This window comes from Streptomyces chlorus (assembly GCF_042655885.1).
Taxonomy (GTDB): domain Bacteria; phylum Actinomycetota; class Actinomycetes; order Streptomycetales; family Streptomycetaceae; genus Streptomyces; species Streptomyces chlorus.
On sequence record NZ_JBHSOA010000112.1, the window covers coordinates 1 to 19,576 of the forward strand.

Genomic DNA, 19,576 nt, shown 5'->3' on the forward strand with positions numbered 1-19,576 from the left:
CGGCCCGGGGACACCCCCGGACCGGTCACACCATACGAATCAACGACCCGCGAAGTACGGGTCTAGGGCAGGCCCCAAGGCCCCGGGGTCTGTGGTCCGCTCCACGTCCGTTCGGCGGGATCCCGGGGCCGGTGATCATGGGCCCCTGCCCCGAACGTCCGGGCGAGGGACGGTGTGGGGGCGGGGTGTGAGGGTCGGGGTCGGGTCAGCGGGACCGCTTCGCGAGGCGTTCGACGTCCAGGAGGATCACCGCGCGGGCCTCCAGACGGAGCCAGCCGCGCTGGGCGAAGTCCGCCAGGGCCTTGTTGACCGTCTCGCGGGACGCGCCGACCAACTGGGCCAGTTCCTCCTGCGTGAGGTCGTGGACGACGTGGATGCCCTCCTCGGACTGCACGCCGAAGCGGCGGGAGAGGTCCAGCAGGGCACGGGCGACCCGGCCCGGAACGTCGGAGAAGACCAGGTCCGACATGGCGTCGTTGGTCTTGCGCAACCGGCGCGCGACGGCCCGCAGCAGCGCGGTGGCCACCTCGGGGCGGGCGTTCAGCCAGGGCTGGAGGTCGCCGTGGCCGAGGGCGAGCAGCTTGACCTCGGTCAGCGCCGTGGCGGTCGCGGTGCGCGGGCCCGGGTCGAAGAGCGACAGCTCACCGATGAGCTCGCTGGGCCCGACGACGGCCAGCATGTTCTCGCGGCCGTCGGGGGAGGTGCGGTGGAGCTTGACCTTGCCCTCGGTGACCACGTAGAGCCGGTCTCCGGGATCGCCCTCGTGGAACAGGGAGTCGCCCCGTGCGAGGGTCACCTCGGTCAGCGAGGCGCGAAGCTCCGCGGCCTGCTCGTCATCGAGCGCCGCGAAGAGCGGGTTCCGCCGCAGAACGTCGTCCACGTGTTCTCTCCTTGTCGACCTGCTCAGGGGATCTTGGTCCCCACGTACCAGGGGACCGGGGTGCCCATTTTGCCGGACAGTCCAAACAGTGTGATCTGTCACAAGGATGCCGCACGGGCCTGCCCGGGTGAGCGGCAGGGGTCCGATTGGGGGCCGGTCTTCAGGGGTCGGGGCGGATGTCAGTGTCGAGTCGTAGGCTGGCCGGGTGTCCAAAACACCGGTGGGAATGCAGGCCCAAGGGGCTGTTCGGGTGGCGGCGCACCGGGATTCCGCTGTGGGCGAACAGGGCTCCGATGGCGGTAGGGGAAGGGCGAAACCGACAAAGAAGGCGCCGGTGAAGAAGAAATCGACCGCGAGTGCGACCGCGGATTCGGCCTCGGCCGCAGCCTCGAGTGCGACCACGACTGAGACCACGACTGAGAGTGCGAGTGAGAGGGCGAGTGAGAGGGCGAGGGCGAGGGCGCGCAGCGCGGCAGGGGCGAAGTCCGCGGCCGCCGTCGAGCCGCCCAAGGCGGAGTCGCGCATCGCCCTCGTCCGCCGCGCCCGGCGGATCAACCGGGAGCTCGCCGAGGTGTTCCCCTACGCCCATCCCGAGTTGGACTTCGAGAACCCCTTCCAACTCGTGGTCGCCACGGTCCTGTCGGCTCAGACCACCGACCTGCGCGTCAACCAGACGACCCCTGCCCTCTTCGCGAAGTACCCCACCCCCGAGGACCTGGCCGCCGCCAACCCGGAGGAGGTGGAGGAGATCCTGCGCCCCACCGGGTTCTTCCGGGCCAAGACCAAGTCGGTGATAGGCCTTTCGAAAGCGCTGGTGGAGGATTTCGGCGGCGAGGTGCCGGGCCGCCTCGAGGATCTCGTCAAACTGCCCGGGGTGGGCCGCAAGACGGCCTTCGTCGTGCTCGGTAATGCCTTCGGCCGCCCCGGCATCACCGTGGACACGCACTTCCAGCGCCTGGTGCGCCGCTGGAAGTGGACGGAGGAGACCGACCCCGACAAGATCGAGGCAGCCGTCGGCGCGCTCTTCCCGAAGAGCGAGTGGACCGACCTCTCGCACCATGTGATCTGGCACGGCCGCCGCATCTGCCACGCCCGCAAGCCCGCCTGCGGCGCCTGCCCCATCGCCCCGCTCTGCCCGGCGTACGGCGAGGGCGAGACCGACCCGGACAAGGCGCGGAAGCTGCTGAAGTACGAGAAGGGCGGCTTGCCGGGCCAGCGGCTGAACCCGCCGCAGGTCTACCTCGACGCGGGCGGCCGGCCGGCCCCGCCGCTGGGCGCCGCATGACGGGGGCATACCCGGAGGCATGCACGGGGGCATACATGGCGGCCGCCGGTGGAACGATCCAGGCACTACCGGGCGTTGGACGGGGCATGGGAGTGGCGGGGGCCAGGACGACAGGGGTGGCGATGACGCGGGTGACCGACCCCCGGGGCGGCCGGGTGACGCTCAGTACGCAGGGCCTGCCCGCCTGGCTGGACCCGGTGGTCCGGGTCGCGCGGACGATCGCACCGGGCGACCTGAGCCGCTTCCTCCCCCCGGCGAACGGCGCGGGGCGCCAGGCCGCCGTCCTCGTCCTGTTCGGCGACGGGAAGCGCGGCCCGGAGCTGTTGCTCATGGAGCGGTCGGCGGCGCTGCGCTCGCATGCCGGACAGCCGGCCTTCCCCGGCGGCACCCTCGACCCCGAGGACGGCGACCCGCTGGCCGACGGGCCACTGTCGGCCGCGCTGCGCGAGGCCGAGGAGGAGACGGGGCTCGATCCCGACGGAGTCCAGCTCTTCGGCGTCCTGCCGAAGCTCTACATCCCCGTCAGCAGCTTCGTCGTCACGCCGGTCCTGGGCTGGTGGCGGACCCCCAGCCCGGTCGGCGCCGTCGATCCGAACGAGACCGCCCGGGTCTTCACCGTCCCCGTGGCGGATCTCACCGACCCGGACAACCGGAGGACCACCACCCACCCCAGCGGCCACCGGGGCCCGGCATTCCTGGTCGAATCGGCCCTGGTGTGGGGTTTCACGGCCGGGGTCATCGACCGGCTGCTCCATTACGCGGGGTGGGAGCGCCCCTGGGACCGGGAGAGGCAGGTCCCGCTGGACTGGCGGTCATGACAGGGTGGGCGCGGTGCCGTGCGGTACGGGGGCTTGTGAGGACGGCGGTTCGTGCCGTACGCCCCCGCACTCCGGCCGAGTGAGAACGACCGGAATGACGAGGCGAGGCAAAAAGCGGTGAACGTGCTGGACATCCTGTTGCTGGTCGCCGCCGTGTGGTTCGCGGTCATCGGCTACCGCCAGGGCTTCGTCGTCGGCATCCTGTCGGTGATCGGGTTCCTGGGCGGCGGTCTCGTCGCCGTCTACCTTCTCCCCGTCATCTGGGACGTCCTGACGGACAATGCGGAGGTCGGTACGGCCGCCGCCGTCGTCGCGGTCGTCGTCGTCATAGTCTGCGCCTCCGTCGGCCAGGCCCTGACCACCCACCTCGGCAACAAGCTGCGCCGTTACATCACATGGTCCCCGGCCCGAGCGCTCGACGCCACCGGCGGTGCCCTGGTCAACGTCGTCGCGATGCTCCTGGTCGCCTGGCTGATCGGCTCGGCCCTCGCGGGAACGACCCTGCCGACGCTCGGCAAGGAGGTCCGCCAGTCCAAGGTGCTGACCGGCGTCTCCCGGGCGCTGCCCGCCCAGGCCGACACCTGGTTCGCCGACTTCTCCTCCGTCCTCGCGCAGAACGGTTTCCCCCAGGTCTTCAGCCCGTTCGCGAACGAGCCGATCACCGACGTCCGGCCCCCCGACCCCGCCCTGGCCGGCAGCCCGGTGGCCGGCCGCGCGCAGCGGTCCATCGTCAAGGTCATGGGCACCGCCCCGCGGTGCGACAAGGTCCTCGAGGGCACCGGCTTCGTGTTCTCCGAGCGCCGCGTGATGACCAACGCGCATGTCGTGGGCGGCGTCGACGAGCCGACCGTGCAGATAGGCGGCGAGGGCAGGAAGTACGACGCGACGGTCGTCCTCTACGACTGGAAGCGCGACATCGCGGTCCTCGACGTCCCGGACCTGAAGGCGCCCGCGCTGCGGTTCGCCACCGAGGACGCGGGCAGGGACGACGGCGCGATCGTCGCCGGCTTCCCGGAGAACGGCGCGTACGACGTCCGGTCGGCGCGGGTCCGCGGGCGCATCACGGCCAACGGCCCGGACATCTACCACCGGGGCACAGTCCGCCGTGACGTCTACTCCGTGTACGCGACGGTCCGGCAGGGCAACTCCGGCGGCCCGCTGCTGACCCCCGAGGGCCAGGTCTACGGTGTGGTGTTCGCCAAGTCCCTCGACGACGCCGAGACGGGGTACGCCCTCACCGTGGACGAGATCCAGGAGGACATCGCCAAGGGCCGCTCCGCGACCCAGCAGGTGGACAGCGACAGCTGCGCACTCTGAGCGGCGCGAGGCCGCTACGGCCGTACGGCCGTACGGACAGGGCCTACGACCGGGCCGCCCGGCGGGGGCGTATGAAGAGGTCGTATGGAGGGGGCGGGGACGGGTGTACGCCCAGGAGGCCCACCGGGAGCACGGCCGGGCGTACGCCCCTCGTCAGCCCCGTGGGTGATGGTGGCGGAGCCGCACCGAGACCCAGCGGGCCCGGCGGCGGAGGATATGCGGAATCCCGACCCTGAGATCCGTACCTGCCATCTGCGGTGCACCGCCTTGCTGGTGGGATCCCCTACCGCCCGCCGAGCGGCGGTCGCGGCCTGCGTCACTGTAGTCGTGCGTCCAGCCCATACTCCGACCACTGCCCCCGACCCATGGTCGATAATCGCCTCGCGCAGGGCCAATTGGCCTATGCGCCAGGCAAGTGGCCGTTCGTAGGACAGGTGTTCAGATCCGATGGTCGGTCCTGCGTACCGGAAGGGGAAGCGGAAGGAATGCGGAAGGAGTGTGGAAGGGGCGCGGAAGCCGCTCGGCGGGCTGTCAGCGGTCGGGTTCCGGGTCCTTCAGCCAGTTGATCAGCTCGGAGGAGAACGCGGCCGGGTCCTCCTCGTGCGGAAAGTGGCCGAGCCCGTCGAACAGCCGCCAGCGGTACGGCGCTTCGACGTACTCCCCGGACCCGGCGGCGCTGCGGATGCCCACCACGGGGTCGAGCGAGCCGTGCAGATGCAGCGTCGGAACCCGCACCGGCCGCTTCATCCGGCGGTTGAACTGGATGCCGTCCGGCCGGGCCAGGGACCGCACCATCCACCGGTACGGCTCGATCGAGCAGTGCGCCGTGGACGGGATGCACATGGCCCGCCGGTAGTTCTCCAGCGCCTTCTCCCCGGGCCGGCGGGGCCCGGACCAGTCCTGGATCAGCTTGGCCACCAGCGCCCCGTCGTCCGCGGTGAGCTGCCGCTCCGGGACCCAGGGCCGCTGGAACCCCCAGATGTGGGACATGGCGGACGACTGCCTGACGTCGGCGATCATGGCCGCCCGCCAGCGCCGCGGATGCGGCATGGACGACACCGCGAGCCGTCGTACGAGCTTGGGGCGCATCGCCGCCGCCGTCCAGGCCAGGTATCCGCCCAGGTCGTGCCCGACCAGCGCGGCGTCCGGCTCGCCGAGGGAACGGATCACACCGGTGACGTCCAGCGCGAGGTTGGCCGGGTCGTAGCCGCGCGGTGTGCGGTCGCTGCCGCCGACGCCCCGCAGGTCCATGGCGACCGCGCGGAACCCGGCGTCGGCGAGCGCCGACAGCTGGTGCCGCCAGGTCCACCAGAACTGCGGGAAGCCGTGCAGCAGCAGCACCAGCGGCCCGTCGCCGGCCTCGGCGATGTGGAAACGCGCGCCGTTGGCGGCGACGTCCCGGTGGGTCACCTCGGCATCGCCCGGGATGTCGAGGCGCACGGCCGAGAGGGGGTGCGCCGAAGGAGTGGCGGGGTCCGTCATGAGGACGAGCGTGTCACAGCTTCGATCGCCTCGGGGACCCGGTCCTTGGGGAGTTCCGGACGCGGGTGCGGCTTGGCCTTCTGCAGCACGACCGCCGTGTCCTTCATCGAGGCGGCGACCTTCTGCGGGCCGCGGCCCTTCTTGGCCTTCTTCGCGAAGACGGTGCCGATCAGCGCGAGGACGAGCGCGACCAGCACATTCGCCGCGAACGACAGCAGGAAGCAGACGGCGAGGTTCCAGTCGCTCCAGGTGCGGATGCCGTAGGCCAGGGCGAAGCTCAGCATCGGCAGGGAGAACAGCAGCACGAGACCGGCCAGGGTGAACAGTCCACCGCTCGTCGCGCCCCGCTGCACATCCCGCTTGAGCTGTGCTTTCGCCAGTGCGATCTCGTCGTGCACCAGCGCGGACATGTTCTCCGTCGCCGAGGCGAACAACTGACCGATACTGCGTTCGGTGCCGACCGGGCTGCCGTCGGGTGCGCTCATCGCGGTCTCCCTCTTCTGCTTTCGTCCTGCGTGCCTCTGTGTACCTCTGAGCAAGGATCAGTCTGCCGCCTGACGGCCCCTGTCCGCCCCATCACCTGCGTCGACCGTGTGTGTCCGATCGTGCGCGTCCGATTGGTTCGGACCGGCTTCGACTGTCCTGACTTTTGTACCGTTCCGTCAGATCATGCCGGACCGCCGTGATCCTCGCCTGCCCCGCCCGGTGCTTCGGCAAGCCCGCCGCGTCCCTCGGCCTTCTCCCGGGCGAGCTGCCGGTGCTCGGCGGCCTTGCGCTCGTGGATCTCCGCCATGCGCAGGTGGTACGCCGGGTCGTCCTCCTCGTAGATGTCCGGGACGCCGCTGAGGTCGTCGTCGCGTTCCTCGTCCTCGGTCAGCTTGCGGTACTTGGCGTTCCGGATCCTCAGCAGCACGGTCGCGATGGCGGTGGCGATCAGCGATCCGGTCAGAACGGCGGCCTTGACACTGTCCGCCATCGACGCGTCGTCCCCGAAGGCGAGTTCGCCGATGAGCAGGGAGACGGTGAACCCGATCCCGGCGAGCGTCGCCACCGCCAGGACGTCCGCCCAGGCGAGGTCGTCGCTGAGCGACGCCCTGGTGAAGCGTGTGGTCAGCCACGTACCGCCGAAGATACCGACCGTCTTGCCGACGACGAGACCGAGGACCACACCGAGCGTCTCGGGCGTGGTGAACACGTTTGCGAGCGCGCTGCCGGAAACCGCCACACCCGCGCTGAACAGGGCGAACAGCGGGACCGCGAGACCCGAGGAGAAGGGCCGCACGAGGTGCTCGACGTGCTCGCCGGGGGACCGCTCCTCACCCTCGCGGCGGTGGCAGCGCAGCATCAGGCCCATGGCGACACCGGCGACGGTGGCGTGGATCCCGCTGTTGTACATCAGGCCCCAGACGACCAGGGCGAGCGGCACGTACACGTACCAGCCGCGTACGCCCTTGCGCAGCAGCAGCCAGAAAGCGGCCAGGCCCACCACGGCACCGGTGAGCGCGAGGAAATCGAGGTCGGCGGTGAAGAAGACGGCGATGATCAGGATGGCGAAGAGGTCGTCGACGACGGCGAGGGTCAGCAGGAAGGCGCGCAGCGCGCTCGGCAGTGAGGTGCCGATGACGGCGAGCACGGCGAGCGCGAAGGCGATGTCGGTGGCGGTGGGCACGGCCCAGCCGGCCAGTGAACCGCCACCGATGCCGCTGGTGAGCGTGTAGACGAGGGCCGGTACGGCCATGCCGCACAGGGCGGCGACGACAGGGAGCGCGGCGGCCCGGGGATCGCGCAGATCACCGGCGACGAGTTCGCGTTTGAGCTCGATGCCGGCGACGAAGAAGAAGACCGCGAGCAGTCCGTCGGCGGCCCAGTGCGCGACGGACAGGTTCAGGCCGAGCGCCTCGGGCCCGAAGTGGAAGTTGCTGACGTTCTCGTAGCTGTCGTGCACGGCGGGCACGTTCGCCCAGATCAGCGCGGTGATCGCGGCGACGAGCAGCAGCATGCCGCCGACGGTCTCGGCGCGCAGCGCGTCCGCGACGTAGGTCCGCTCGGGCAGGGAGAGGCGGCCGAAGGCCTTGCGCGGGCTGGGGGTGCGGGGGGCGGTCACGGGTGGTCCTCTGGTCGTCGGGCAGCACGAATCGCGTGCCGACCAGACTTCCCGGCGCTCCATGAGACAACTGTGTGGGGGACGGCCTGCTGTGGCCACCCTTCGTGGCCACTGTAGCCAACGTGCTCCGGCACCGCACGAAGAGCTCTCGATGACGGACGTCACGGAGGCACCCGGCGCGCGTGCGACGCCGGGTGCCTCCGCGGCCCGTGGGCGGACCGTGACCGGTGGGTCCGAGGGGAGAAACCAGGGACCCTCTTCGGGTCAGTCCCTCGGGTCAGTCCTCGCTGGACGACTGGGGCAGCTTCGCCTGGATCAGATCCATTACTGTCGAGTCGGTCAGCGTCGTGACGTCCCCCAGTTCACGGTTCTCCGCGACGTCCCGCAGCAGGCGGCGCATGATCTTGCCGGAGCGGGTCTTCGGCAGCTCGTTCACCGGCAGGATCCGCTGGGGCTTGGCGATCGGACCCAGCGTGGAACCCACGTGGTTGCGCAGCTCGGCGACAAGGTCCTCGGTCTCCGCTGCCGTACCGCGCAGGATCACGAAGGCGACGATGGCCTGCCCGGTCGTCTCGTCCGCCGCGCCGACCACGGCCGCCTCGGCGACCGACGGGTGGGAGACGAGCGCCGACTCCACCTCGGTGGTGGAGATGTTGTGCCCGGAGATCAGCATCACGTCGTCGACCCGGCCGAGCAGCCAGATGTCGCCGTCGTCGTCCTTCTTGGCACCGTCACCGGCGAAGTACTTGCCCTCGAAGCGGGACCAGTACGTGTCGAGGAACCGCTGGTCGTCGCCCCAGATGGTGCGCAGCATCGACGGCCACGGCTCGGTGAGAACCAGGTAGCCACCGCCGCCGTTCGGTACCTCTCTCGCCTCGTCGTCGACGACGGTCGCGGCGATGCCGGGCAGCGGGGTCTGGGCGGAGCCCGGCTTGGCGGCGGCCACGCCGGGCAGCGGCGAGATCATGATCCCGCCGGTCTCGGTCTGCCACCAGGTGTCCACCACGGGGGTGCGGTCCGCGCCGATGTTCTTGCGGTACCAGATCCAGGCCTCGGGGTTGATCGGCTCGCCGACGGAGCCGAGGACCCGCAGCGAGGACAGGTCGAACTTCGCGGGGATGTCGTCGCCCCACTTCATGAACGTCCGGATCGCGGTGGGCGCCGTGTAGAGGATCGTCACGCCGTACTTCTGCACGATCTCCCAGAAGCGGCCCTGGTGCGGGGTGTCGGGCGTGCCCTCGTACATGACCTGGGTCGCGCCGTTGGCGAGTGGCCCGTAGACGATGTACGAGTGCCCGGTGACCCAGCCGACGTCGGCCGTGCACCAGAAAACGTCCGTCTCCGGCTTGAGGTCGAAGACCGACCAGTGGGTGTACGCCGTCTGGGTGAGGTAGCCGCCGGAGGTGTGCAGGATGCCCTTCGGCTTACCCGTGGTGCCGGAGGTGTAGAGGATGAACAGCGGCTGCTCGGCCTCGAACGCCTCGGGGGTGTGCTCGGTGCTCTGGCCCCCCACCAGGTCGTGCCACCACACGTCGCGGCCCTCGGTCCAGGCGACGTCCTGGCCGGTGCGGCGGACGACGAGGACATGCTGCACGGTGTCGACGCGGCCGGCCGCCTCGTCCACGGCGGGCTTGAGCGCGGACGGCTTGCCGCGCCGGTAGCCGCCGTCGGCGGTGATGACGACCTTGGCGTCGGCGTCCTGGATGCGGGTCGCGAGTGCGTCCGCCGAGAAGCCGCCGAAGACGACGGAGTGCGCGGCGCCGATACGGGCGCAGGCCAGCATCGCGATCGCGGCCTCGGGGATCATCGGGAGGTAGACGGCGACCCGGTCGCCCTTTTGGACCCCCAGCTCCAGCAGGGCGTTGGCGGCCTGGGAGACCTCGTCCTTGAGCTGGGCGTAGGTGATCGCGCGGCTGTCACCGGGCTCGCCCTCGAAGTGGATGGCGACCCGGTCGCCGTGTCCGGCCTCGACATGCCGGTCCACGCAGTTGTAGGCGACGTTGAGCTCGCCGTCCTTGAACCACTTGGCGAACGGCGGGTTCGACCAGTCGAGGGTCTCGGTGGGCTCCTTGGCCCAGGTCAGTCGGCGGGCCTGCTCGGCCCAGAAACCGAGCCTGTCAGCCTTGGCCTGTTCGTACGCCTCCGCGGTGACGTTGGCGTGTGCGGCCAGGTCGGCGGGGGGTGTGAACCTGCGTTCTTCCTTGAGCAGATTGGAGAGGGAAGAAGTCTCGCTCATCGTTCGTCCCTCTCTTCCCTGAGCAGGTTGGCCAGGCTTTCGTTGCTCACGGCATCTGCCTTTCCCGGAGTGTCCGTTGTGTCCCAGGCCATAGCTCATCAGACCCAGGGGTGCGCTGACAAGGGTCGTCGGCAAAGTGGTTTAGACCTTTTGAGATGGGCTCTGCTTCCGTGGCCAGGGGTCATCCCTACCCACGGACGCCGGTGGCGCGCGGTTCACCCTCGGCAATGCCTCGTATGCCCGGAGGGCGGATTTTCACCACGCCAGGTCCTCGGCCCGTACCCGGTCGAACACCCGCTCTCCGGCCGCCTCGGTGAGGAGATATGCCTGCGCCTCCCCCACGTGGAAGTAGAGGCCATGGAGCGTCAGGAGCCCGTCCTTCAGGGCACGGGCCACCGATTCGTGGGCGCGCAGGTGCTCCAGCTGCTGGACGACGTTGGCCAGGCAGAGCTGCTCGGCCGTGTCGGCCGGCGCCCGCCCGGCCAGCCGCACCCAGGGGCCGCTCCCGTCCCGCACGCGCTTCAGACTCGGCAGCCCGTGCCGCAGCCACCGTCTCAGCGGTGTGTGGGCACTCGGGCTGCCGTCCGGCCGGGGGTCGAGCAGCGCCTGCATCGCACCGCAGCCCGAGTGTCCGCACACCGTGATGGACCGCACCGCCAGCACCTCCACGGCGTACTCGAGGGCGGCGGCCACCGAGTCGTCACCGCTCTCCTCACCGGGCGGCGGCACGAGGTTGCCGACGTTGCGGACCACGAACAGGTCGCCCGGGCCACTGGAGGTGATCATCGAGGTGACCAGTCGCGAGTCGGCGCAGGTGAGGAACAGCTGCGCCGGCCGCTGTCCCTCGCGCGCCAGCCGGGCCAGCTCACCGCGGACCAGAGGAGCGGTGCTCCGCTGGAACGTACTGAGCCCACGCACCAGGTCGGTCCCGGTCCGGGACGCCTCCGGTCCACCGGCACCCGACACGCTCCCGGTGCGGGAGACGGGCCCCGAGTCCGAGCCCGTGCCCGACGGGTCGTCCCTTGTGCCGGCCCGGGTCGGCCGCCCTTCGTGACCGCCCTGTCTGTCGCCGGCGTCACGGGTACCACCGGTGTCACGGCTGCCGTGGTCGCTTCGTCCGTCGTCCGGTGCGGGGAGCGGGGGCTCGCACTGGTGGTTGTGCCAGGCGGTCCAGGGCCGGCAGCGGCACCCGGCGCCGGACGGCACGCCGGTCTCGTCGGTCCGGTGCCTCGTGGGAGAAGAGGTGAGGACCGCGGGTTCGGCGATCCGGACGCCGACTCCGGGCCGGCGGCCGGTGATCTCCACCGCTCCGCCCCGGGCGGTGTGCGTGTTCTGCCAGTCCTGCAGCGCCTCGTACGCCGCGTGGTCCATGAACGAGCCGTCCAACGCCACGACGCCGGTGGTCCCCTGGGGCACGAGATGCAGGGCCCGGCTGAGTCGCGGCACCGCGAGGAACGTCAACTGCCCTTGTACATGTACGTGATGGACTCCTTCCTTCTCCTCATGCGTGATCCGGGTACGGGTGAGGCGGTGCAGGGCCACGCCCACGGCGACGGCGATCCCCAGGGCGACGCCCTCCAGGACCCCCGCGAACACCACGCCGACGGCGGTCACGGCGTAGACCAGGGCTTCTCGGTGGCGGGTCACCGTACGGATGTGGTGCAGGGACACCATCTGGATGCCGACGGCCATCACCAGGGCGGCGAGTGAGGCCAGCGGGATGAGCTCCAGGACCGGAACCATCAGCAGTGCGGCGACCACTACGAGAACGCCGTGCAGCATCGTGGAGTTCCGGCTCACGGCGCCGGCGTGCACGTTCGCGGAACTGCGCACGGCCACCCCGGCCACGGGCAGGCCGCCGAGGCAGCCGGAGGCGATGTTCGCGGTGCCCTGGCCGAGCAGTTCGCGGTTCAGGTCGGAGCGTGGGACATGGCCCGGACCGGGGCGGCGGGACACCAGCTTGTCCACGGCGACCGCGCCCAGCAGCGACTGCACGCTGCACACCAGGGTGGTGGTGAGCACGGCGGCGACGAGCCCGAGCACGGGCCCCTCGGGGAGCCCGGCGAGTGCGTGGCCGCGCCAGGACGGCAGGTCGACCTCGGCCAGGACGAGACCGGCCGCCGCGGCCGTCGCGGTGGCCCCGGAGACGGCGACGAGTGCGGCGGGGACCGTGCGCAGCAGGCGTCCGGCCCGTCCGGGCAGCTTCGGCCACAGCAGGAGCAGGGTGAGGGTGAGCACGCTCACCGCGACGGCCGCGGGGTCCACGTTCGCCAACTGGGCGGGCAGTGCACGGAGGTTGTCGGGGACGGAGCTCTGCGGGGTGCCGCCGAGGACGATGTGCACCTGGGCGACGGCGATGGTGACGCCGATGCCGGCGAGCATCCCGTGCACGATCGCGGGGCTGACGGCGAGCGCGCCGCGGGCCACCCGCAGGCAGCCCAGGCCGATCTGGGCGAGCCCGGCGAGGACGGTGATGGCGCAGGTCGTCCGCCACCCGTACTGCTGGATGAGGTCGGCGGTGACGACGGTGAGTCCGGCGGCCGGGCCGCTGACCTGGAGCGGGGAGCCGCCGATCCGTCCGGCGACGATCCCGCCCACGGCGGCGGCGACCAGGCCGGCCTGGAGCGGCGCGCCGGTGGCGAGGGCGATGCCGAGAGACAGGGGCAGGGCGATCAGGAAGACCGCGACGGCGGCCGACAGATCCGCGCCCGCGATGTGCGGGCGGCGGGGCCGGGCCGGCGGCGGACTGTGCGGCGGATGGGCGCGCTCGGGCCGGTTCGAGTCGGCGGTATGGGTGGGAACACAGGCTGGCATGCTTCCCGTCTCCTCCGGGGCTGCGCGGTCGCGGAAAGGGGGTGAGCCGCTCGACGGCGGGGGTGGACGCGGCCGTGGGGCACGGCGTCGGAACGGCGGGATCCGGCAACGGCGGGTGTGGCTACTGCGAGGTCTGGTAACGGCGGGATCAAGCGCGGGACCAAGGGCGGGCGGGACCGGTCAAGGCGACAAGGTGTCTCGATGACATGGGGCCCCAACTATCAGTAAACGGATCGTAATTCAGAGTAAAAGGCAGGCATGGACTTTACCGGCAAATGGGGTAATGAATCACCCTTGCAGGTGGAGCAGGCATTTCATCGGCTTGTCGTACTAATTCCTTCTCGGCCCCGTGCGACTTTGGCGGCGCTGTCGGCGCGGGCCGGCACAGCACCAGACATTCCCGCCAGGGTTGGCCCGAGAGAAGGAAGAAGGTGGGCGGACATGGCCGCCACCCGAAGGATCGCCGTGGGCACCGTGATCACCGCGTTCTGCGCCGCCTCGCTCGCCGGCTGCGGAATCAACACCGACGGCTCCGGGAAGCAATCGCACGGCCCCGAGAAGGTGAAGCCGGCGCCGGCGCCGGCACCGGAAAAGGTGGTCCGGCTGATCGGCGACGGCTCCACCGCGTACACCGGGGCGCAGCCGCACCTGACCAGGCCCGAGCGGCTGAAGCCGGGCGAGAAGCCCCCGCAGTTCGTCGTCTTCTCTTGGGACGGCGCGGGTGAGGACAGCCAGAAGCTCTTCTCCCACTTCCGCAAGGTCGCCCAGGAGAACAACGCGACCATGACGTACTTCCTGAGCGGCGTGTACATGCTTCCGGAGGAGAAGCGCGACCTGTACCGACCGCCGCAGCACTCGCCGGGCCGGTCCGACATCGGCTTCAACGACGCGGAGGGCATCGCCGCCACGGTGGAGCAACTGCGCTCGGCGTGGCTGGAGGGCAACGAGATCGGCACCCACTTCAACGGCCACTTCTGTGGCGCCGACGGCGGGGTCGGCGAGTGGTCGGTGGCGGAGTGGAAGGACGAGATCGCCCAGGCCAAGTGGTTCGTGAAGGCATGGAAGACGCACACTGGCCTGAAGAACGAGGCCCCGCTGCCCTTCGACTACGACAAGGAGCTCATCGGCGCCCGCACCCCCTGCCTGGAGGGCCAGGAGAACTTCATGAAGGCGGCGAGCGAGCTGGGCTTCCGCTACGACACCAGCGGCGTCAACAACCAGGTGTGGCCGAAGAAGAAGCAGGGCCTGTGGGATCTGTCGCTGCAGCTCGTCCCCTTCCCCAGGCACTCCTTCGAGCAGCTCACCATGGACTACAACTTCATGGTCAACCAGTCCGGCACCACCACCCAGGGCGACCCCGCGAAGCACGAACTGTGGGGCGACCAGATGCGGGACGGCCTGGTCGCGGGCTTCCAGCGGGCCTACGACGGCAACCGGGCACCCCTGATCATCGGCAACCACTTCGAGTCCTGGAACGGCGGCACCTACATGCGCGCCGTCGAGGAGACCGTCGAGGCGGTGTGCACCAAGCCCGAGGTGCGCTGTGTCTCCTTCCGGCAGCTCGCGGACTGGCTGGACGCCCAGGACCCGCAGACCCTGGAGAAGCTGCGCACCCTGAACGTGGGCGAGAGCCCGAAGCGGGGCTGGGAGTCCTTCTTGTCCGCCAAGCCCGCTCCGGCCCCCAAGGGCGTGCCCGGGGCGCCCGTGGCCAAGGGGTGAGCGGGCGGCCTGCACCGTGGCCGCGAGCGGCGATCCGGCGTGAAGAAGGCCACTCCTTCGAGGGGTGGGCGCCGGAAGTGCGTAATGTCGTACTCATGAGTACGACAGGGGCGACCGCCGATCCGCTCGTGGCCCTGGGCTCGCTGCCCGGTGTGGCCGACTCCGTGGAATCCGTGCGCAGGGCCGTGGACCGGGTCTACGGACACCGGGTCATGCGGCGGCGCAGCAACGAGATCACCTCCGAGGCGGCGCTGCGCGGCGCCCGCGGCTCGGCAGCACTGTCCGGCGCGGACTGGGCGCTGGAGGAGGTGCGCAGGCGCAGCGACTTCGGCACCGACGACGAGGCACGCACGATGGGCGCCGCGCTGCGGCTGTCCGCCGAGGCGGGCCAGCTGCTGACCATCTGGCGGCAGTCGCCGCTGAGGGTGCTCGCCCGGCTGCACCTGGTGGCGGCGGCCGGCCGCGCCGACCAGGTCGGGCGGCCCCGCAAGGAGGGTGAGCCGGTCGACGAGCCCTTGATCGGCCTCCCGCTGCCCGGCGCGACGGAGGTGCACGGCAGGCTGGAGGGCCTGGCCGAGCTGATCGTCGCGGGTGGTTCCGCCCCGGCGCTGGTCACGGCCGCCGTCGTGCACGGCGAGCTGCTCGCGCTGCGCCCCTTCACCTCCTGCAACGGCCTTCTCGCGCGTACGGCCGAGCGCATCGTGCTGGTCGGCAGCGGGCTGGACCCGAAGTCGGTCTGCCCAGCCGAGACCGGCCACGCCGAACTGGGCCGTGAGGCCTATCTGACGGCTCTGGAGGGATACGTCTCCGGCACCCCCGAGGGTGTGGCCGCCTGGATCGCCCATTGCGGACGGGCGGTCGAGCTGGGGGCGCGTGAGTCCATGGCGGTGTGCGAGGCACTGCAGCGCGGGGCGGCGTAACGCGCGCGTGGGGCCGACCTGCGCGTGGAGTGGAAACGCGAAGGCGGTACAGCAGTGAGAGACGTTTGCGCGGCAGTCGCGCAGAAATGCGGCGGTACGAATTCTCGTACCGCCGCTGGCATGTCCACCTGGTTACCAAGCGTCCTCGATATATGCCCATCAGGTCGGGAACTTCGCCCGTCCCTGGTGCGGCTGGCCCGTAATCGACGGGTCGACGTCGCGTGGGTGCCCTGTGGCCATGCTCGGTCCGTGGGGCCAAATGCGTTGTGAAGGTGATCCTCTCGGATGTCCTTGGTCTCGCGGGCCGTTGAATCCTTTGTACTCCAGGTTCCAAGTAAGCGGAAGTGGGGGACCCGCTTCTTTACCTTTAGGCTCAAAGGAGCGCGAATCGGATGCCGGTGTGCCGGACGGAAACGGGCCCGGTCGGTGTGCCTTCGCGGTGGCCGGTCAGGCCACCGTCGCGCGGCGTCGGCTGGTGTACCAGACCAGGCCCGCGGTGGCCGCGGCGGCTCCTATGGCGGCAGCCGCCACCAGGGCCGGGCGAGGCGGGACGGAGAGCGCGGGGAGGCGCTGCTTGAGCCGGACGGGCCGGTGGAAGTCCAGGATCGGCCACTCGCGCGCGACGGCTTCGCGGCGCAGTGCCCGGTCCGGGTTCACGGCGTGCGGGTGGCCCACGGAATCCAGCATCGGCAGATCGGTCACCGAGTCGCTGTAGGCGTAGCAGCGGGCGAGGTCGTAGCCCTCCGACTCGGCCAGCTCCCTGATCGCCTCGGCCTTCGTCGGGCCGTACGCGTAGTACTCCACATCTCCGGTGAAGCACCCGTCGTCACCCACGACCATGCGGGTGGCGACGACCCGGTCCGCACCCAGCAGCTCGCCGATCGGCTCGACCACCTCGGCGCCCGAGGTGGACACGATCACCACGTCCCGGCCGGCGGTGTGATGCTGCTCGATGAGGGTGGCGGCCTCGTCGTAGATGATCGGGTCGATCAGGTCGTGCAGGGTCTCGGCGACGATCTCCTTGACCTGCTGGACGTTCCAGCCGCGGCACAGTGCGGACAGGTACTTGCGCATCCGCTCCATCTGGTCGTGGTCGGCACCGCCGGCCAGGAAGACGAACTGGGCGTATGCGGTACGCAGGACTGCCCTGCGGTTGATCAGGCCGCCTTGGTAGAACGACTTGCTGAACGTGAGCGTGCTCGACTTCGCAATGACCGTCTTGTCCAGATCGAAGAAGGCGGCCGTGCGGGGCAGTGAGTGGTTTTCCACGCCCCTGAGCATAGGTGCAGCCCATTCGGCGTAAGGTGTGGCGTGTGGGTTTGCCTGAGAGGGCTCTCGGGTACACCATGGAAGTCACGGATCGTTCGCGACCGTGCGAACCCGGTCCGGCTCCTCCCCCCCCGAGTCGGCCGTGGGGACGACCCCCGCTCTCCCCCCCGGCGGGGGTCGTCGCATATCCGGGTGGGTTTTCCTTCTTCTCGGCACGACCGAGATGCCGCTTGCCGACTGGGCCTCGGCTGGTTTGTCATGCTCATGATTCGTTACTCTGTGTAGTCATAAGGGCGCTCTGTGGGATTCACGCATGGGCTGGCTCGGGGCTCACCGGGATGGGTGACGGCGATATTCACAAGCGTCGGCCTGTCCACAGTTTTTGACCAAGATCCACACGATTTTCCGGATCGCTGCACCGTGATCCCAGCGCGTCCCGCTCGCGGCGAGTTCACCGCCCGTTCCGTTTGTCGAGTCGCGTATGGCCGGTTTCTGTCGGCCGTTCATATCGAGGCCGCTTGCCGGTTCTCGCACGTTTGGGAATCGCGGAGCCGCAGAGCCACCGCGAGCTGCAGCGAAGGGGGAAGAAAATGACAGGAACCGTCACACACGATCCGCCGCCCGCCGCCGGAGGAGGCAGGCAGGGCGGACCGCTGATCATCACCGAGGACGCCGGGCTTCTCGACGACCTGCTGCGCCTGTGCGCGGCGGCCGGTGCCACCCCGGAGGTCCATCACGGAGTGCCGGAACGGCGGGGCAGTTGGGAGGCCGCACCGCTCGTCCTCGTCGGTGACGACGCCGCGCGGCGCGTGCGCGGTGCCGCGCGGCGGCGCGGAGTGGTGCTGGTCGGCCGCGACCAGGACGACTCCGGCGTCTGGCGCCGGGCCGTCGAGATCGGCGCCGACCATGTGCTGATGCTGCCCGACGGCGAGCAGTGGCTGGTCGACCGCATCGCCGATGTGGCCGAGGGCGTCGGCCGGCCGGCCCTGACCGTCGGTGTCCTCGGCGGCCGGGGCGGGGCCGGCGCCTCCACGCTCGCGTGCGCGCTCGCCGTCACTTCGGCGCGTGAGGGGCTGCGCACTCTCCTGGTGGACGCGGATCCGCTGGGCGGCGGACTCGACGTGGTCCTCGGCGGCGAAACGGCGGAAGGGCTGCGCTGGCCCGCTTTCGCCGCCTCACGGGGGCGGGTCGGCGGCGGCGCCCTGGAGGAGTCGCTGCCCGAACTGCACTCCCTGCGAGTGCTCAGCTGGGACCGCGGCGACTGCGTCACCGTACCGCCGCAGGCCGTACGCGCGGTGCTCGCCGCGGCCCGGCGCGGGGGCGGCACGGTCGTGGTCGACCTGCCGCGGCGCGTCGACAGCGGGGTGGCCGAGATCCTCGCGCAACTCGACCTCGGGCTCCTGGTGGTCCCCGCCGAGCTGCGCGCCGTCGCGGCGGCCGGACGCGTCGCCTCCGCCGTCGGCATGGTCCTGCGCGATCTGCGGGTGGCGGTGCGCGGACCGTACGCACCCGGTCTCGACGACCGCGAGGTGGCCCGGCTGCTCGGACTGCCCCTCGTCGGCGACGTACCCGTCGAGCCCGGCCTGCAGCACCCGCCCGGCTCGGGACGGCCGCCCGGGGCGTCCGGCCGGAGCCCGTTGGCCCGGTTCTGCAAGGAGTTCTGGGAGCGGGCGCTGGTGGAGGCGAGGGCCGCATGAACATCAGAGGGCGTCAGAGGTCAAAGGGGCCGCACGGGATGCCGGTGGGCGGCCGGGAGAGCACGGTGCCCATGGAGACGTGGGGGGCGCCGTCGGCGGGGTTCGGGGGCGTGGCTCCGGTGGGTGCCGGGGGTGGCGGTGTGGCTGCCGCGGGCTCCCGTAGCGCGGGGGCGGCGGGGAACGGGACCGGGTCGCCGCTGGCGGGAGGGATGTCCGGTACGCCGGAGAGTGCGTCGGGAGATGGGCCCGGAATGCCTGCCGGACTGCTCGACGGGGTACGGCGGTGGCTCGCGGAGAGCGGGTCCGAACCGACGCCCGCGCGGGTGGCGCAGGCCCTGCGGGAACAGGGTCGGGTGCTCGGCGCCGCCGAAGTGCTGGGTGCCGCGGAACAGTTGCGGTCCGAACTGATCGGCAGCGGCCCGCTGGACCCGCTCCTCGCCGACCGCTCGGTCACCGACGTGCTCGTGTCGGCACCCGACAGGGTCTGGGTGGACCGGGGCGGTGGACTGGAGCTGACGGGCGTCTCCTTCCCGGACGCGGTGGCCGTACGCAGGCTCGCCCAGCGGCTCGCCGCCGTGGCCGGCCGGCGCCTGGACGACGCCCGGCCCTGGGTCGACGCGCGGCTGGCCGACGGGACGCGGCTGCACGCCGTGCTGCCTCCGGTGGCCGTCGGCTGCACCTGCCTGTCGTTGCGCGTCGTACGGCCCCACGCCTTCACCCTGGACGAACTGACGGCGGCGGGAACGGTGCCGCCGGGCGGCGACCGGATCCTGCGCGCACTGCTCGGCGCGCGGCTGTCCTTCCTGGTCAGCGGCGGCACCGGGACCGGCAAGACGACCTTGCTCAGCGCATTGCTGGGGCTGGTCGGTCCGGACGAGCGGATCGTCCTCGCCGAGGACTCGGCCGAACTGCGGCCCGACCATCCGCACGTCGTACGCCTGGAGACCCGGCCCGCGAACCAGGAGGGTGCCGGTTAGGGCAAGTAACTCCAGATGTCTCACTGTTGCTTCTGAGGTGTAAGAGATCGACGGGATA

Annotated in this window: 14 protein-coding genes and 1 pseudogene; 7 read left to right on the top strand and 8 right to left on the bottom strand. The window is 70.9% G+C overall.

Features of this window, described 5'->3' with window-relative positions; genetic code table 11:
- Positions 1-205: 205 nt before the first annotated feature.
- Positions 206-880, bottom strand: a complete 675-nt coding sequence (locus ACFPZI_RS33170; protein WP_055572875.1) for a Crp/Fnr family transcriptional regulator — start codon at positions 878-880, stop codon at positions 206-208.
- A 226-nt stretch (positions 881-1,106) separates the two neighbouring features.
- On the opposite strand from ACFPZI_RS33170, the gene nth reads away from it, so the two are divergent.
- The 3 genes from nth (at position 1,107) to ACFPZI_RS33185 (ending at position 4,300) form a co-directional block, all read left to right on the top strand.
- On the top strand, positions 1,107-2,165 hold the full coding sequence (gene nth / locus ACFPZI_RS33175; protein ID WP_381370894.1) for an endonuclease III: 1,059 nt from the start codon (positions 1,107-1,109) through the stop codon (positions 2,163-2,165).
- 122 nt (positions 2,166-2,287) lie between these two features.
- Positions 2,288-2,983, top strand: coding sequence for an NUDIX hydrolase (locus ACFPZI_RS33180; protein WP_381370882.1), 696 nt, complete (start codon positions 2,288-2,290; stop codon positions 2,981-2,983).
- Between the two features lie 117 nt (positions 2,984-3,100).
- Positions 3,101-4,300 carry a MarP family serine protease gene (locus tag ACFPZI_RS33185; protein WP_381370883.1) on the top strand — a complete coding sequence of 400 codons (1,200 nt, stop codon included), beginning with the start codon at positions 3,101-3,103 and terminating at the stop codon, positions 4,298-4,300.
- Between the two features lie 153 nt (positions 4,301-4,453).
- Here the strand turns inward: ACFPZI_RS33185 and ACFPZI_RS33190 are convergent, their stop codons facing one another.
- The 6 genes from ACFPZI_RS33190 to ACFPZI_RS33215 form a co-directional block, all read right to left on the bottom strand.
- Positions 4,454-4,642 carry a hypothetical protein gene (locus ACFPZI_RS33190; protein ID WP_381370884.1) on the bottom strand — a complete coding sequence of 63 codons (189 nt, stop codon included), beginning with the start codon at positions 4,640-4,642 and terminating at the stop codon, positions 4,454-4,456.
- A 189-nt stretch (positions 4,643-4,831) separates the two neighbouring features.
- Positions 4,832-5,782, bottom strand: a complete 951-nt coding sequence (locus ACFPZI_RS33195) for an alpha/beta fold hydrolase (protein ID WP_381370885.1) — start codon at positions 5,780-5,782, stop codon at positions 4,832-4,834.
- Positions 5,779-6,267 carry a phage holin family protein gene (locus tag ACFPZI_RS33200; protein ID WP_381370886.1) on the bottom strand — a complete coding sequence of 163 codons (489 nt, stop codon included), beginning with the start codon at positions 6,265-6,267 and terminating at the stop codon, positions 5,779-5,781. Before ACFPZI_RS33200 ends, ACFPZI_RS33195 begins: the two co-directional genes overlap by 4 nt.
- 182 nt (positions 6,268-6,449) lie before the next feature.
- Positions 6,450-7,886, bottom strand: coding sequence for a Na+/H+ antiporter NhaA (gene nhaA / locus ACFPZI_RS33205; protein ID WP_381370887.1), 1,437 nt, complete (start codon positions 7,884-7,886; stop codon positions 6,450-6,452).
- Positions 7,887-8,163: 277 nt separating this feature from the next.
- A complete protein-coding gene (acs, locus tag ACFPZI_RS33210; protein ID WP_381370888.1) occupies positions 8,164-10,122 on the bottom strand; it encodes an acetate--CoA ligase in 1,959 nt (652 codons plus the stop codon).
- A gap of 255 nt (positions 10,123-10,377) precedes the next feature.
- Positions 10,378-12,936 (bottom strand): SulP family inorganic anion transporter, encoded by a 2,559-nt coding sequence (locus ACFPZI_RS33215; protein ID WP_381370889.1) that lies wholly within the window; start codon positions 12,934-12,936, stop codon positions 10,378-10,380.
- A gap of 441 nt (positions 12,937-13,377) precedes the next feature.
- Here ACFPZI_RS33215 and ACFPZI_RS33220 point away from each other — a divergent pair, with 441 nt between their 5' ends.
- Together ACFPZI_RS33220 and ACFPZI_RS33225 are read left to right on the top strand one after the other, a co-directional pair.
- Positions 13,378-14,655 carry a polysaccharide deacetylase family protein gene (locus ACFPZI_RS33220; RefSeq protein WP_381370890.1) on the top strand — a complete coding sequence of 426 codons (1,278 nt, stop codon included), beginning with the start codon at positions 13,378-13,380 and terminating at the stop codon, positions 14,653-14,655.
- A 95-nt stretch (positions 14,656-14,750) separates the two neighbouring features.
- Positions 14,751-15,575: a Fic family protein gene (locus ACFPZI_RS33225; RefSeq protein WP_381370891.1), complete on the top strand. Its 825-nt coding sequence runs from the start codon at positions 14,751-14,753 to the stop codon at positions 15,573-15,575.
- Positions 15,576-16,022: 447 nt separating this feature from the next.
- Here ACFPZI_RS33225 and ACFPZI_RS33230 read toward each other — a convergent pair whose 3' ends face one another.
- Positions 16,023-16,856, bottom strand: coding sequence for an HAD family hydrolase (locus ACFPZI_RS33230; RefSeq protein WP_381370892.1), 834 nt, complete (start codon positions 16,854-16,856; stop codon positions 16,023-16,025).
- A 578-nt stretch (positions 16,857-17,434) separates the two neighbouring features.
- On the opposite strand from ACFPZI_RS33230, the gene ssd reads away from it, so the two are divergent.
- Positions 17,435-18,541, top strand: coding sequence for a septum site-determining protein Ssd (ssd, locus tag ACFPZI_RS33235; RefSeq protein ID WP_381370893.1), 1,107 nt, complete (start codon positions 17,435-17,437; stop codon positions 18,539-18,541).
- Between the two features lie 209 nt (positions 18,542-18,750).
- Positions 18,751-19,515, top strand: a pseudogene (locus tag ACFPZI_RS33240) (CpaF family protein); the annotation flags it as partial.
- Positions 19,516-19,576 lie beyond the last annotated feature (61 nt).